The following is a 12,878-nucleotide window of genomic DNA, read 5'->3' as shown; positions in this document are numbered from 1 at the left end:
TTTCTGTTCCCTTCCTCGCAGTGCTCGGGTGGTTGTTCCCGGCGCAGCAACGTGTTGTTGTCCGGGTCTCGAATGACCTCGATCTGGTTCATGATCCATTGGTGACGTAGCGGCGGATCATGCTGCCCTGTCCTGTGCGGCTGGCGTGGTCGGTGCCGTCGAGGGCGAAGTAGCGCAGGGCCTCTGGGACGTGGGCTTCGGCCGTGTCATGCCGCCCGGCGTTTCCTCAACTCAGCGAGCCAGAGCTGTACCTGGTCGTCGTCGTGCAGGTAACCGCCGCCCGCACCGGCAGGGAGATCAATTCCGTACAGGAGGTTCAGCGCCCACCAGGAGAGGTCATCCCAGCCAAGGCCGTCCTGCATCACCCATCGGGCGGCCCAGCGGTCGACCTCGTCCCGGCTCAGCCGACCCCCGACAAGCCCAACAAAACGGCCTTCGATCTCGTCAAGAGTCGGCTGGGGAGCGGCATCCATGCGCAGACCGTATAGGCAGGGCACAGGCCCCCCTTGGCAGCGGTTCTATGCTCGCCCGGTGCAGTACGAGATGACGACGTATCGGCTGTATGCCGCATCTCGGGTGTCGTCTGCCTGCCCTGGCCCGACCGTTCGCCTCGCCCTACTGGCGCCGCCAGGCGACGACCGACAACCTCAACGCGGAACCGATCAACTACACCATCCTGACTGCGATCTTCGAAGAGATCCGCACCGGACAACGCCACCTGCAAGACATTCCCGAGCACCTCCATGAAGCCGTCGCGGGCCTCCTACGCCCAGGCCCCGCGCCTGCTCTCCTCGTACTGGCCCACCCCGCCGTTGTCGTTCCCACCCTGAACAGTCCGAGCGTGAGGACTGCGCTGGATCTGGCGGGACCCGACACCGTTGCCGGCGCTGGGACGGCCGACCGTACAGTAACGATCGTGGACGCTGCCGATGAGCCGATGCCGGTCCGCACCTGCTGGTTGTCATGGCTCGCGGTGGCCACCTCGGATCAGGACGCGGTGACGCGGCTGCTCGGCTTGACGGATGTACGACCGAGCACGTGGCCCGACGGGGTGGATATGGTCGACAAGATCGCGCACAGCGGTGCCGGCCGTTTCTCGACTGTCGTCGTAACTCCGGCCCTGAACGGATGGATCCTGGTGTTCGGCGCGTGGCTCGGCCTTCCGTACCTTGCCCGCACCGATCAGGTCACCCGGATGTGCGAGGAGCTCAGCGCGCGGTTCGGCAAGGCTCAGGCATATTTCCACTGCGAGCAGAACGACGGTGAGGCATGGCTGATCGCCGGGCATGGCACTGTGCTCCGGCGGTGGGTCTCCGAGTTTCCAGAATTGGCGATCGGCGAACCGTACGGCCTCGAGCGGGACCTGCTTGACGCGTTCGGAATTCCCGGCAAGCCCGAAGATCTGGATCCGGATGATGACCTGGCCGCGGAGTGGGTGGCGACGGGAGGAGACTGCTGGGCGACGACCATCGCGGCCGAGCACAGCCTCGATCCCACGATCATCGGACCCTCCACGCCGTCGGTCGGGACTGTCCTGATCGCCAGTACTCCGTGACCTGGGCTTTGCCCGGGCGTCAGGGCGCCGGCAAGGTCGCCAGGTGACACCGGACGACGCATCCCGGCCCGGATGCGCGATTCGCAGCGCAGGCGCGCGCCTTTGCCGCTCGTCGCGGCGGCCGGGGGCGCGGTCCTACGCCTGCCGCAGCACCAGCCTGCCATCCACCGCAGACTCCACGAACCGCTCCGGTACGTCCAGCAGGTGTGTCAGGTGCCGTCGGCCGTCCTCGCCGGACATGCCGTCCGGAAGTGCGATGTGCGCCAGGCCCGCGTCGTGGATTTCGGCGCGGAACTCGTAGCGGAACTCTTCGTCTCCGAAGTAGCTCAGCGCGATGCGGCCGGTCCAGTCGATGCGATGCCGTCCCGAGCCGTCAGCGGTGAACGTCAGCGTATGGTCAGCGACCGTGTCGTGCCCGAGCAGGTACACGTGGAACGCTGGTGAGGCGTCCAGATCCTCGATCGGCAAAGGGTCGGCGGTCAGCCGCTGCGGTAGCGGGTCGGCGAGCCGGAAGGGTCGCTCCGGCGTCGCGGCGAGCAGTCCAATGGCGTCCTCCCAGGGCGAGGAGAGCGTGCAGGCGTGGTAGTTGTTCCACACGATCGGGGCGGCCCAGTCGGAGACGTCCTCGTCCTCGCTGTCCGGGACGTCGAACTCCTCGTCGTAGCCGGCCGTCTTCAGCGTCAGGTCGAACCAGAGCCAGCCCGACCGGTCGAGCCGGCCCGTCCAGAGGAACTCGGTGATCCGGTGGCCGTCGGGCCACGGGTTGCCGGGAAACCAGATCCTGTCTCGCACGAGGGTGAACCCTACCGACTCTGGTCGCCAGGACCCGGAGGCTCGGTGTCGCAGGGCCCGTCGTGCCGGGCCCGCAAGGCACAGCGGCGGCGTCCGGGCAACAACCGGTCGCAACAGACCCGATGGTGTACGTGCTCCGCGTCCTCCTCGGACACCGTCGTCTCCCCGGCGTCGATCTCCGGCAGGAAGTCGAGCGAGCGGGCCAGCCCGTACGCGAGTTCCACCGCCCCGGCCAGGTCGGCGCTGGTGGCGGGCAGATGGATGACGTACCGGGGAATCGGGGTGTCCCGCCCGGTGAACGCCTCAACGGCGGCTCGGGGCAGCGGGTCGAACACCCGTCCCGCTATCTGGTTGGGCGGCGCCGGCCGCCGTTGCGGAACAGCACTTCCGATGCTTCTCGTTCGGGAAACTGGGTGCACTGCTGATTCCTCTCAACAAATTCTGACGGGTTCTGGAAGGGGCGACCCGGTCCGTTTGCCGAATCCGGGCCGGATCGCCCCGCCCTGACACCGCAGCCTCCTTCGGCGAGTACGGCACCAGAGCATGTCGGACAGTGGCGAGGCCATCAGTTGACCGATGTGCGGGGGTCGCGCGGCGCAGCCTTTCCGTGATAGGTATTTGGCAAGTCGGTTCGGAGCCGGGATCGGAACTGGTCCCGACGCTCCAGTTGAGACCCGACGAGGTCCGGTAGTGCGGCTGCCACCCGCGACGCCCGCCCTCGTCACCTTCTCGGCTGTTGGACCAGCCGCGGTTGCCGTGCTTGCACCGGATTTTCCCGGGGGCCGGTGATCCCCCTTCACCCGGAGACCACGTTTCCAGTGGCTCCGGTCTTGGTGCAAGAGACACCAATTCCTTGGCTGCGGTTCCATCCGTCCGAGAGGTGAAGCATGCCGGCGAAAAACGAATCCTTTGTGCAGACCCTGCGCGCCCAGTGGCTCGGTCAGCAGATGCGGGAACTGCGCGAGCAGCGCGGGTTCACGTTGAAGCGAGCCGCCGAGTTCCTGGAGCGCGACTTCTCCTCCGTGGCCCGCTGGGAACGGGCCGACTGGCCGTTCCGGCGCGGGGTCGTGGTCTCGCTGCTCGACCTCTACGGCGAGCACGATCCGCGTACCCGGGCGCACTTCGTCCAACTCGCCGAGGACGCCTGGCGGACCGACCGCTGGGACGACGACTACGACGAGATCGTCGACTCCTCGTTCATCGACTTTCCCTGGTTGGAGACCCGGGCCGAGCAGATCTGCTCGTTCGACGCGATGCTGATGCCGGGACTGATGCAGACCCCGGAGTACGCCGAGGCGGTGATCCGCAACGCCGAGGGGAAGCGGGCGACCTCGTTCTCGGTCGCGAAGTGGATGCAGTTGCGACTGGACCGGCAGCGGGTGCTGGAGCCCGGGTTCGGCGTCACCGTCTCGGCGGTGCTCGACGAGAGCGTGCTGCGGCGCCCGGTCGGCGGGCCGGCGCTGATGCGCGGCCAACTGACCCACCTCGGGGCGTTGTGCCGGCGGCCCAATCTGGACGTCCGGGTGCTGCCCGCCACCGTCGGCCTGCACCCCGGCCTGGATGGCTCATTCGTCCTGTTCAGGATGCCGAAGCCCTACCCCGAGGTCGCCTATGCCGAGACGCTCGGCGGCCGGCTCTTCATGGAAGCGCCGAAATCCAAGCGGTACGCGGAGGCGTACGCTCGGTTGCAACAAATCGCACTCGACCCGCCCGGGTCGGCGAAGCTGATCGCGACGATCGCGGAGGAGCGGTGATGAGCGAGTCCCTGCCGGCGGTTGGCTGGCACATCAGCACGAAGAGCAACAGTAACGGCGGTAGTTGTGTCGAGGCGGGTCCGCTGCTGGACGGTTCCGGCCGGGTCGCCGTACGACACAGCAAGGCCCCGGACGCCGCCGTGATCGTCTACACCCGCGAGGAGTGGGACGCCTTCCTCGGCGGCGCCAAGGACGGCGAGTTCGACTTCACCCCGCCCGCCTGACCGTTCCCGGTGATCCCGGGGCCGGCACGGCGACCGGCCCGCTACGGTGACCCGGCCCGGCGATGGTTACCCGGCAGGCCCGGCGTTGCGCAGCCCAGCGCGGTCCAGCGCACAGCACCCGCGACGGTTCACCGGCGCGGCGGCGCGGCGGCGGTCGATCAGGGCGTGTGTCGAAAGCGCCGGTCACCGCCACCCGTTGCGCCGAGGCAGGGGTAAACCGCTACTTCAGCGGTGGATCTGGCGAGTACGGTGTGGCTGTGGCCGGTGATCGCGTGCAGCGGCGGCTCACGGAGTCAGACGCGCGGCCGCGAAGGAGCGAATGGTGCCAGGCGCTGTACTGCGAGGGGTGACTCTGGACTGTGCCGACCCGCAGACGCTGGCGGGCTTCTACGGTGCACTGACCGGGATGCGCGAACTATTCAGTGCGGACGAGTTCGTCGCTCTGACGGACGACTCCGGCTGTGATCTGGGGTTCCAGAGGGTTGATGGATACCGGGCTCCGCAGTGGCCGGGTCAGGACGTGCCACAACAGTTCCACCTGGATTTCCGCGCTGACGACCTCGATGCGATGGAAGAGCTGGCCCTGGGACTCGGCGCGGCCAAACCGGACTATCAGCCCGGCGACGGACGCTGGCGGGTACTCCTGGATCCGGCTGGCCACCCCTTCTGCCTGACGTCTTCCTGACATCACCGGCGTTGACACGTATCCCCCGTCAGACGCCGTAGCGCTCAGGCCTGGGCGAGCGGTTCATCATCTGCTGGCCGCCTCGAAGAGGGCATCGGTTGCCGGCCGGGCTTCTTGCCCGGACAGGTGGCGATGGCGACGCTTCGCAGTAGTCACATCGGAATTTGTTTCAGTATTCCGCCGTACCACCGGCCGCCAGGTCAGTCCCTTTGGTGACAGCCGATTGCCCGATTTCTGGATACCGTCGTCGAGATTCGGCAGTGCATGCACGACGCGACACCAGCGACAGATCGGGGAACGGACATGAAACTGTTGTCAAACTGTTCGGAGATCGGCAGTGCACGCCGACTCGGCCACCGGCTCGCCGTGACGCTCACGGCGGTCGGAGTGGCGCTGACGATGACCGCCGGTGCGGCGTACGCCGCACCGGATCGATCGGACGCCGGAGCGGCCGACCCGGCCTCGACCAGCACGGTCACCCTGAAGCTGACCGACCTGTCGCAGCTTCCCAGGGCCGGCTCGACCGAGTCCAGGTCGGGGATCCGCGCCAGCTACTTCTTCCAGTACGTCCGCAACGGCTATTACGGCCAATGCCTCGACGGCGACCGCAACACCATTCCCGCCAACGGCTCGAGGGTGCAATTGTGGGCGTGTAACCGCTGGACCAACCAGGCCTGGATACTCACCTCGGCGAGTGGATATCCGGTCGGCTACTACCGGATACAGAACTACTACGGCGGCCAGTGCCTCGACGGCGATCGGACCACCATTCCGGCCAACGGCTCGAAAGTCCAGTTGTGGGCCTGCAACGGCTGGACCAACCAGGTCTGGATCTGGAACGGCGCCCAGTTCCGGAACTACTACGGCGGCGAGTGCCTCGACGGCGATCGGACCACCATCCCGGCCAACGGCTCGAAAGTCCAGTTGTGGGCCTGCAACGGCTGGACCAACCAGAACTGGTCCCTGGCCAACTGAGCCCCGGCACGGCACGGCACGGCACGGCACCGCACCGCCGGCCCGGGTCGGGCGTCGACAGGACCGAGACCCGGGCCAGCGGACAACGCGGCCGACCGCTACCGTCGCCTGCCATGGGCGCTATCAAGCCGTGGCATCTCCTCCTCGCCATCCTCTGCTGCCTGCTGCCGTTCACGGCCGCGGTGGCCGGAACGATCTGGCTGGTCCTGCGACGGCAGGGGTCCAGGCAATGACCAGCCTCGGCGATGTCTCCCGTAACTCGATCGGGCGGTTTCGTGAGGGTGCCCGGATGCCTGCTCAGCGCAGCCTGCTGCCGCGCTCGACACCGGTCGCCTCGGGGATCTCGTCCCGCGCGGTTGCCGCGCTGCTGGACCGACTCGAGGCGGAGTCCGTCGAGTGTCACTCCATCATGGTCGTACGCCACGGTCACGTTGTCGCCGAAGGCTGGTGGGCGCCGTACTCGGCGGAACGCCCGCACCTTCTCTACTCGGTGACCAAGTCGTTCACCTCGGTCGCCGTGGGGCTCGTGATCTCCGACGGGCTGCTCTCGTTGGACGATCGGGTGGTGGACGTGCTTCCCGACCACGTTCCGGCCGACATCTCGGAGCAGGGACGCCGCCTCACCGTTCACCATCTGCTGTCCATGACGACCGGACACCGTACGGACAGCCTCGCCGAGGCCTGGCAACTGGAGCCGGACGACCTGGTGAAGGGCTTCCTACGCGTACCGTTTCCCGAGGCCGAGGGAACCCTGCACGCCTACGACAACCCGACCACCTACATCCTGGCCCGGATGGTGGAACGGGTCACCGGCCGCAGCCTCCCGGAACTGCTCGACGACCGCCTCTTCAACCCGATGGGCGTCGACCACGCCGAGTGGGATCGGGTGGGCAGCGGTGCCGTCTTCGGATTCCACGGACTGCACCTCACGACCGAGGCCGTCGCCGCCTTCGGCGTACTGCTGCTGCGCGGAGGCCGCTGGGGCGACCGGCAGCTCGTCCCACGCGAATGGGTGGAACTCGCGACCAGGCAGCACATCGAGGTCCTGCAAGCCGGGGACGGATCGCAGGATGCCGACTCGGCGCGCGGGTACGGCTACCAGTTCTGGATGTCGCGTCACGGTTACTACGCCGACGGCGCCTACGGCCAACATTGCGTGGTCGTTCCGTCGCTCGATCTCGTGGTTGCCGTGACCAGCGCCAACACCCAGACGTCGACGGTGCCCGACATAATATGGGAGTGTCTGGCGCCCGGCATGGACCATCCTGGAAGCGCCCGGGACGACGAGATCCTCGCCGATCGGTTGTGGCGGCTGTCATTGTCGCCGGTGCCGGGTTCGGCCGCTGAACAGCGTTCGGTCAAGGCGAGACTCGACGGCACCGTCATGGACTCGCCGCTGCCCGACGGAACCACCGTGGCCGTCGATCCCGTGGACGGTGGGTGGCTGCTGCGATTCGGGTCGTCCCTCGACGTCGATGTCGGCCACGGCGAATGGCGGGAAAGCTCACCGCTGGGCCGCCCTGTCGTCGCGGCCGGCGCCTGGCAGGGCAGCACGTTCGTCGCCGACCTTTGGGTCATCACCACCCCGCACCGGGTCCGGCTGGTGGTCGACGCCGACGCGGGGACAGCGGTCGCGACGTGGAGCACCGTGCCCCTGAGCAGCCCCAGCCTGGCGTCGCACCTGCGGTCGCCGCTGATGACACGGCCCGACGTCGCGTAAAAAACGCCCCTGGTAGGGGCCCCCTCCTCAGCGGGCCGGCGTACGCGCCTCGCCGTGCGCCGTACGCAGCGCGGACAGGAACGCCTCGGCCGGTTGTGCGCCGGAGATGCCGTACTTCCGGTCGAGCACGAAGAACGGCACACCGGTCGCGCCGAGCGCCCGAGCCTCCCGGACGTCTTCGGCGAAGTCGCGGGCGTACTCGTTCCCGGCCAGCACCCGGCGAGCCTCGTCGGCCGGCACCCCGACCTCGGCACCGAGCCGGACGAGCGTGTCGTGGTCGTCGAGCGTCTCCCCCTCCATCAACTGGGCCCGGAGCAGGCGCTCGTGCATCTCCCCACCCAGCCCGTGTGCCTTCGCCAGGTGGGTGAGCCGATGGGCGTCAACGGTGTTGACCATGATGGACCGGCCCAGGTCGTACGCCAGGCCCTCCTCGGCCGCGAGCGCCGTCACGTGATCGGTCATCGCACGGACCTGGGCGAGCGATCCGCCGAACTTCTTCTGCAACTGCTCGTGCACCGGCTGCGGGTCGCCCTTCGGGTACGTCGGGTCGAGCTGGAAGCTCCGCCAGACCACCTCGACCTCGTCGGCGTGCTCGAACTGGGCGAGCGCCGTCTCCAGCCGCCGCTTGCCGATGTAGCACCACGGGCAGACGACGTCGGACCACACTTCGACTCTCACCGTTGTCTCCTCGCTTCCAGAACCGCTCACAGAACCACGCCAGAACCGCGCACTGACTCGCCTACGGGCTCACTCACCGGCAGGTGCCGTCCGAGCACGCCTGCGCATCCTCGACACCCAGGAACACCAGACCGGACACCTTCGGAAGCGACGCCGACGCCACCGACTCGGGAACTGACGGCCGGTCAGCCGGCGGTTCGTCGCACGGGACGTTCGGTTGCTGCGCCGTCGATCCCCCTGCCGAGCTGGACACACTCATCAAGTCTCCTCAGTTACTTATTGTTCCTAGCCTAATTATGCCTCAGCACGGGACGGCCCTCTCGGGGGGCATTTCCACCTGGGCTAGCGGGTGGCGTGCTGGCCGTGGTCGCTGACCTGGGCGTCGAACCAGTGGTGCAGGGCATCGCGAAGCTCGGCGTCGCTGGTGGTGTAGGTGACGCGTCCCCCGTCCGGGGTGGTCTCGTAGTCGATGGTGATTCGTCCGCCGTGCGTACGTAGCGTTTCCAGGCCGGGCATCTCGTTGCCGTGGATGCGGGCGGGATCGGTGAAGTCGCCGCGTCGGAAGCGGTCGACCTCTGCGGTCAGGTGTTGCCCGATGAGTCTGATCTGGGTGCTGTCCTGCGGGTCGTCGGCGACCACGGTCTGCACGCCGCCGCTGCCGGTCTTGGTGAACCGGTGGGTGGTGCGTGCCAGGTCGAACGGCATGACGGACGCGCCCCGCTCGGCGACATCCGCCTGTCGGCTGGAGGTCGCCGGTGTCGGCGTCGGCGTTGCCGAATCCTCGGCGCAGCCGCTGCTCAGCGCGGCAGCGGCGGCGACGACCAGGAGCAGGGCTGGACGGGCTCGGGAACGGTCAGGACGGTTCAACAGCGGCCTCCGCGAGCATCTGGAGCGCGCGCACCACGGCGACGCGCTGGTCATCGGGTACGCGATCGAGCAGGGCGGTGAGCCGGTCGCGGCGGGCGTCGGCCTGCCGGGCGGCAGCGGTGGTACCTGTGTCGGTGAGCACCAGCAGCACGCCGCGGCCATCACCGTCGGCTACCTCCCGGTGCACCCATCCCCGGCTGACCAGGTTGCCGACCAGGCGACTGACGGTGCTCTTCTCCAACCGCAACCGGCGAGCCAGTTCCACCTGGCGGATCCGTCCCTCGCGGGCGATCTCCACCATGGCGTGTGCCTCCGAGACCGGCAGCGGCTGCCCGCACGGGGTGCGGTCCGGCTGATGGAGGCCGAAGTTACGGACGAACCGCATCAGGGCCTCCTGCGCGGCGTCGACCTCCCCGCTCTGCATGGTTCGACCGTACAACCAGATGGTTCGATGATGCAACCACTTCGTCGGTTCAGTCGTGCTGCGGCGGGGCGGGCGGAACCGCGCAGATGGCCAGGGTCATCTCGGCGACGAAGCGTGGCGCCTCTGTCGCATCGAGCCGCCCGGCCGCGACGTCGGTCGCCGCACCGTGCAGGATGTGATGGAGGGTGCTGGCCAGCAGGTCGGCCGGAATGTCGGCCCGGAAGACGCCTTCGGTCTGGCCGCGACGGATCAGGTTGTGAACCCGTCGCTCGGGTTTCGCGTGCAATTCCTGCACGCGGCCGGGCGGCAGGGTCGCCTGCGCCGCCAGCAGTACCGAGGCCGCCTGGGCGAGCAGCAGCCAGCCCGATTCCATCAGCGTCCGCAGGCCGTCGCGGGGATCGCCGGTGAGGTCGATGGCCGCCAACACGTCCTCTCCCTGGCTCAACAGCCGGACCAACGCCGCTTCGACCAGGGCCTGCCGGGACGGGAAGTGCCCGTACAGGGTGACCCTGCCGACCCCCGCCTCCCCGGCGATGTCGTTCATGCTCGCCTCGGCGTCCCGCCCGAGGCGGCTGACGGCCGCTTGCACGATCTTTTCGGCGTTCTGCCGTGCGTCCGCCCGGCGGACCGACCTGGCGGCGGCGTGAGGCATGCAACCTCCTTAAGTCGAACAGTGTGTGTACGGGTTACAGTACCCGCCAGATCTTGAACAGACACTGTACGACTTAGCCCCTGGAGGCGATCCTCGTGCCCGAGTCCACGACCGCGAACGCGACCATCCCGACAACCGACCGTTACACGGTCCGGCCGGGCCGAGCCTCCGACGCCGTCGAACTCGCTCGCCTGCACGCATCGGTCCAGCTTCAGGCGGCGACCGGCGGACAACCGCACCCCGGCATCGCCGCCTGGGTCGAAGACCTGCTGGCCGGTCATCCCTCGGTCGTACCCGATGACTTCCTGGTCGCCGAGGACTCCACCACCGGTCGCCCGGTGGCCAGCCTCGTCGGGTTGCGGCAGGACTGGAGCCTGGCCGGGGTCCGGCTGCCGGTCGCCCAGATCGAGCTGGTCGGCACGGCGCCGGAGCACCGCGGGAACCGCCTCACCGACCGGCTGTTCGCCTCGCTGCACCAGCGGTACGCGGCCAGCGGTGTGCCGGTCCAGATCATCGAGGGCATCCCCTACTTCTACCGGCGGCTCGGTTACGAGTACGCCCTCGCGAACGACGGCGCTCCGACGGTGCCCGCCGCCGCGCTGCCGGCCACGGAGCCCGACCGGGCCGGCGGCTCCGGCGGCAGCCTGACGATGCGCCCGGCCACCGTCGCCGACGCGGACGACCTCGCCGACATCGACCGGCGCCTCACCGGCGGGGACGCCCTGGTCTGCCCGAGGAACGCCGAGGTGTGGCGGTACGAGATCGCCGGACGCCGTCCAGCGGACCTGGCCCGGCGCACCATCGCCGTGCTGGTGCACGACGCCGACGTACGGGGTTACCTGGTCCACACCGCCCGGCTCTCCACCGCCGGAGAGCTGACCGTGCTCGCGGCGGCCTGTACTCGACCGGCCGACTGGCCGCGGGCCGCCGTCGCCATGCACGCACACCTGGGCCACCTGGGTCGGCGGTACGAGGCATCGGCGGGGCGGCCGTTCACCGCGGTCCGTCTCCTCCTCGACCCGAACCACCCGCTGGCCCGACTCGGCCCACCCGGCGTTCCGACGCGGCCCAGAGGCTGGTACGCCCGCACAGGCGACCCGGTCGACCTGCTCGCCCGGCTGCTGCCGCTGCTGCGGGATCGCTGGCAAGCGGCCGACCTCCGGTGGCACGAGCCGGCGCTGACCATCGAGATGTACGGTCGCGCCGCCCGACTGGAGTTCACCGACGGGGAACTGACGGCGGTAACGGCGGTACCGGCCGCCGTCAGCCCGTCCACCGACCCCCGGATCCACGCCGCCATCCCGCCCGGCGCCCTGCTACCGCTCGCCCTCGGCCACCGCACACTGCCCGAAGTGCTGGACACCTGGCCGGACTGCCTCCTCCGCGACCGCCTCACCGAACATTTCCTGACGACGGCGTTCCCCCGGGTGCCGGTCCGGGTCTGGCCCCGCAACTGACCAGCGGGCAACCAGCGGGCAACCAGCGGGCAACCAGCGGGCAAGCTGACGCCGTAGCCAGACGGTGCGGCGGCCGGAGCACGGACAGCTCGCGGCCGCGGTTCAGTCCGGCGGACAGAGCAGCAGGCAACCACCGCTGGGCAGCACCGGCAGTCCCGAGGGCAGTAGCGACGGCAGCACCGGTACGGGCAACGGCAGCACCTGCCGGGGCGACGGGTTGGCCGGTGGCGGATCCGAGGCGGCGGGGGGCCGACCGGCCGGCGACGCGCCCCCACCCGGCGTACGCGTCGGTGCCGGGCCGCCGCTGGGCGGGGTCGGCGGCACCGGTACGGCCGGGACGGCGCCCGACGTCGTACGCCCGTCCGGCTCCACCTCGTCCGGACCTGCACCGGGCAGCCCGCGCCGGATTCGTTCGATGTCGGCCCGCAGGCGTTCCGCCGGCTCCGGGCGACGTACCTCCGCGACCTGGACGAGAGCCTGATCCAACCGGGAACGCGCGTCGTCGTACCGGCCCGCCGCCAAGGCGTCCTCGGCGAGCGTGAGGGTGTGCTCGACGACCCGGACGGCGGACCGGTCCGGATAGACCGCCGCCGCGATGGGCCACAACGGACTCGTCGGCCCCGCCCGGTTGACGCCGAGCCCCAGCAGGGCGGTGGCGACGATCGCGACCACGGCGACGAGGGCCAGTCGCCGGACCAGTGGGGTCCGCCGAGGCCGGAGCCCCGGCACGGGTCGCGGCGGGTCGGAGCGGAGCCGACCGGGTCGACGGACGCCAACGGGCGGCCCCGGTCGAGGCGGGCGTACCCGGGTCGGCTGCGGACCGGGCGCCGGCATCGTCCGGGACACCACGAGGTCGTCGACCGGAGCGGCTGGCTGCTCGGCGTCGAGGTCCGCACGCCAGGCCGCCATCAGTCCGGCGATCGGGTCGTCAGCCGGTGCCGACGCACCCCGGCCCAGGAGGTCGAGCAGCAGGTCGTCGGCGGCGAGAACGGCGGGATCCGGTTCGGTACGGTCCACATCCGCCGACTCATCCGGCAACCGTTCGGTCGGGGTGCGGCCCGGCCCCGCCAGGTCACCATCCCGCCCGGTCACGTC

General features: G+C 69.5%; 14 protein-coding genes and 1 pseudogene. 7 read left to right on the top strand and 8 right to left on the bottom strand.

Features of this window, described 5'->3' with window-relative positions:
- Nucleotides 1-206: 206 nt before the first annotated feature.
- Nucleotides 207-473 (bottom strand): hypothetical protein, encoded by a 267-nt coding sequence (locus I0C86_RS33120; protein WP_196205242.1) that lies wholly within the window; start codon nucleotides 471-473, stop codon nucleotides 207-209.
- A gap of 89 nt (nucleotides 474-562) precedes the next feature.
- Between I0C86_RS33120 and I0C86_RS33115 the strand changes: the two genes are divergently transcribed.
- Complete coding sequence (locus tag I0C86_RS33115; protein ID WP_196205241.1) at nucleotides 563-1,555, top strand: hypothetical protein; 993 nt, start codon at nucleotides 563-565, stop codon at nucleotides 1,553-1,555.
- 135 nt (nucleotides 1,556-1,690) lie between these two features.
- On the opposite strand, the gene I0C86_RS33110 is transcribed toward I0C86_RS33115, so the two are convergent.
- Both I0C86_RS33110 and I0C86_RS33105 read right to left on the bottom strand, forming a co-directional pair.
- Entirely contained in the window at nucleotides 1,691-2,347 is a 657-nt protein-coding gene (locus tag I0C86_RS33110; protein ID WP_196205240.1) for a hypothetical protein, read from the bottom strand.
- Between the two features lie 11 nt (nucleotides 2,348-2,358).
- A complete protein-coding gene (locus I0C86_RS33105) occupies nucleotides 2,359-2,682 on the bottom strand; it encodes a hypothetical protein (protein ID WP_323373987.1) in 324 nt (107 codons plus the stop codon).
- A 552-nt stretch (nucleotides 2,683-3,234) separates the two neighbouring features.
- On the opposite strand from I0C86_RS33105, the gene I0C86_RS33100 reads away from it, so the two are divergent.
- The 5 genes from I0C86_RS33100 (at nucleotide 3,235) to I0C86_RS33080 (ending at nucleotide 7,705) form a co-directional block, all read left to right on the top strand.
- Nucleotides 3,235-4,101 carry a helix-turn-helix domain-containing protein gene (locus I0C86_RS33100; RefSeq protein WP_196205239.1) on the top strand — a complete coding sequence of 289 codons (867 nt, stop codon included), beginning with the start codon at nucleotides 3,235-3,237 and terminating at the stop codon, nucleotides 4,099-4,101.
- The gene (locus I0C86_RS33095) at nucleotides 4,101-4,325 is read left to right on the top strand and encodes a DUF397 domain-containing protein (protein WP_196205238.1); all 225 of its coding nucleotides are present in this window, start codon (nucleotides 4,101-4,103) and stop codon (nucleotides 4,323-4,325) included. The genes I0C86_RS33100 and I0C86_RS33095 overlap by 1 nt, the downstream gene beginning before the upstream one ends.
- A gap of 346 nt (nucleotides 4,326-4,671) precedes the next feature.
- Nucleotides 4,672-5,010 (top strand): VOC family protein, encoded by a 339-nt coding sequence (locus I0C86_RS33090; RefSeq protein ID WP_323373986.1) that lies wholly within the window; start codon nucleotides 4,672-4,674, stop codon nucleotides 5,008-5,010.
- A 303-nt stretch (nucleotides 5,011-5,313) separates the two neighbouring features.
- The gene (locus I0C86_RS33085; protein ID WP_196205236.1) at nucleotides 5,314-5,985 is read left to right on the top strand and encodes an RICIN domain-containing protein; all 672 of its coding nucleotides are present in this window, start codon (nucleotides 5,314-5,316) and stop codon (nucleotides 5,983-5,985) included.
- Between the two features lie 289 nt (nucleotides 5,986-6,274).
- Nucleotides 6,275-7,705, top strand: coding sequence for a serine hydrolase domain-containing protein (locus tag I0C86_RS33080; protein WP_196205235.1), 1,431 nt, complete (start codon nucleotides 6,275-6,277; stop codon nucleotides 7,703-7,705).
- 27 nt (nucleotides 7,706-7,732) lie between these two features.
- Here the strand turns inward: I0C86_RS33080 and I0C86_RS33075 are convergent, their stop codons facing one another.
- The 4 genes from I0C86_RS33075 to I0C86_RS33060 all read right to left on the bottom strand — a co-directional run bounded on the left by I0C86_RS33075 (nucleotide 7,733) and on the right by I0C86_RS33060 (nucleotide 10,326).
- Nucleotides 7,733-8,383 (bottom strand): DsbA family oxidoreductase, encoded by a 651-nt coding sequence (locus I0C86_RS33075; protein ID WP_196205234.1) that lies wholly within the window; start codon nucleotides 8,381-8,383, stop codon nucleotides 7,733-7,735.
- Nucleotides 8,384-8,725: 342 nt separating this feature from the next.
- The gene (locus I0C86_RS33070; protein ID WP_196205233.1) at nucleotides 8,726-9,250 is read right to left on the bottom strand and encodes an aspartate carbamoyltransferase; all 525 of its coding nucleotides are present in this window, start codon (nucleotides 9,248-9,250) and stop codon (nucleotides 8,726-8,728) included.
- Nucleotides 9,237-9,674 (bottom strand): MarR family winged helix-turn-helix transcriptional regulator, encoded by a 438-nt coding sequence (locus I0C86_RS33065; RefSeq protein ID WP_196205232.1) that lies wholly within the window; start codon nucleotides 9,672-9,674, stop codon nucleotides 9,237-9,239. The genes I0C86_RS33070 and I0C86_RS33065 overlap by 14 nt, the downstream gene beginning before the upstream one ends.
- A gap of 49 nt (nucleotides 9,675-9,723) precedes the next feature.
- Nucleotides 9,724-10,326 (bottom strand): TetR/AcrR family transcriptional regulator, encoded by a 603-nt coding sequence (locus I0C86_RS33060; RefSeq protein ID WP_196205231.1) that lies wholly within the window; start codon nucleotides 10,324-10,326, stop codon nucleotides 9,724-9,726.
- A gap of 95 nt (nucleotides 10,327-10,421) precedes the next feature.
- Here I0C86_RS33060 and I0C86_RS33055 point away from each other — a divergent pair, with 95 nt between their 5' ends.
- Entirely contained in the window at nucleotides 10,422-11,783 is a 1,362-nt protein-coding gene (locus tag I0C86_RS33055) for a GNAT family N-acetyltransferase (RefSeq protein WP_323373985.1), read from the top strand.
- 102 nt (nucleotides 11,784-11,885) lie between these two features.
- Here I0C86_RS33055 and I0C86_RS33050 read toward each other — a convergent pair.
- Nucleotides 11,886-12,878, bottom strand: a pseudogene (locus I0C86_RS33050) (hypothetical protein); the annotation flags it as partial.

Source organism: Plantactinospora alkalitolerans (genome assembly GCF_015690345.1).
GTDB classification, from domain to species: Bacteria; Actinomycetota; Actinomycetes; order Mycobacteriales; family Micromonosporaceae; genus Plantactinospora; species Plantactinospora alkalitolerans.
This window is presented reverse-complemented; position numbering and strand designations above follow the sequence as displayed.

Excerpts from the sequence above, each read along its gene's own strand:
- I0C86_RS33120 (WP_196205242.1), bottom strand. The coding sequence starts at position 473 with ATGGATGCCGCTCCCCAGCCGACTCTTGACGAGATCGAAGGCCGTTTT.
- I0C86_RS33115 (WP_196205241.1), top strand. The coding sequence starts at position 563 with ATGCCGCATCTCGGGTGTCGTCTGCCTGCCCTGGCCCGACCGTTCGCC.
- I0C86_RS33100 (WP_196205239.1), top strand. The coding sequence starts at position 3,235 with ATGCCGGCGAAAAACGAATCCTTTGTGCAGACCCTGCGCGCCCAGTGG.
- I0C86_RS33095 (WP_196205238.1), top strand. The coding sequence starts at position 4,101 with ATGAGCGAGTCCCTGCCGGCGGTTGGCTGGCACATCAGCACGAAGAGC.
- I0C86_RS33085 (WP_196205236.1), top strand. The coding sequence starts at position 5,314 with ATGAAACTGTTGTCAAACTGTTCGGAGATCGGCAGTGCACGCCGACTC.
- I0C86_RS33080 (WP_196205235.1), top strand. The coding sequence starts at position 6,275 with ATGCCTGCTCAGCGCAGCCTGCTGCCGCGCTCGACACCGGTCGCCTCG.
- I0C86_RS33065 (WP_196205232.1), bottom strand. The coding sequence starts at position 9,674 with ATGCAGAGCGGGGAGGTCGACGCCGCGCAGGAGGCCCTGATGCGGTTC.
- I0C86_RS33060 (WP_196205231.1), bottom strand. The coding sequence starts at position 10,326 with ATGCCTCACGCCGCCGCCAGGTCGGTCCGCCGGGCGGACGCACGGCAG.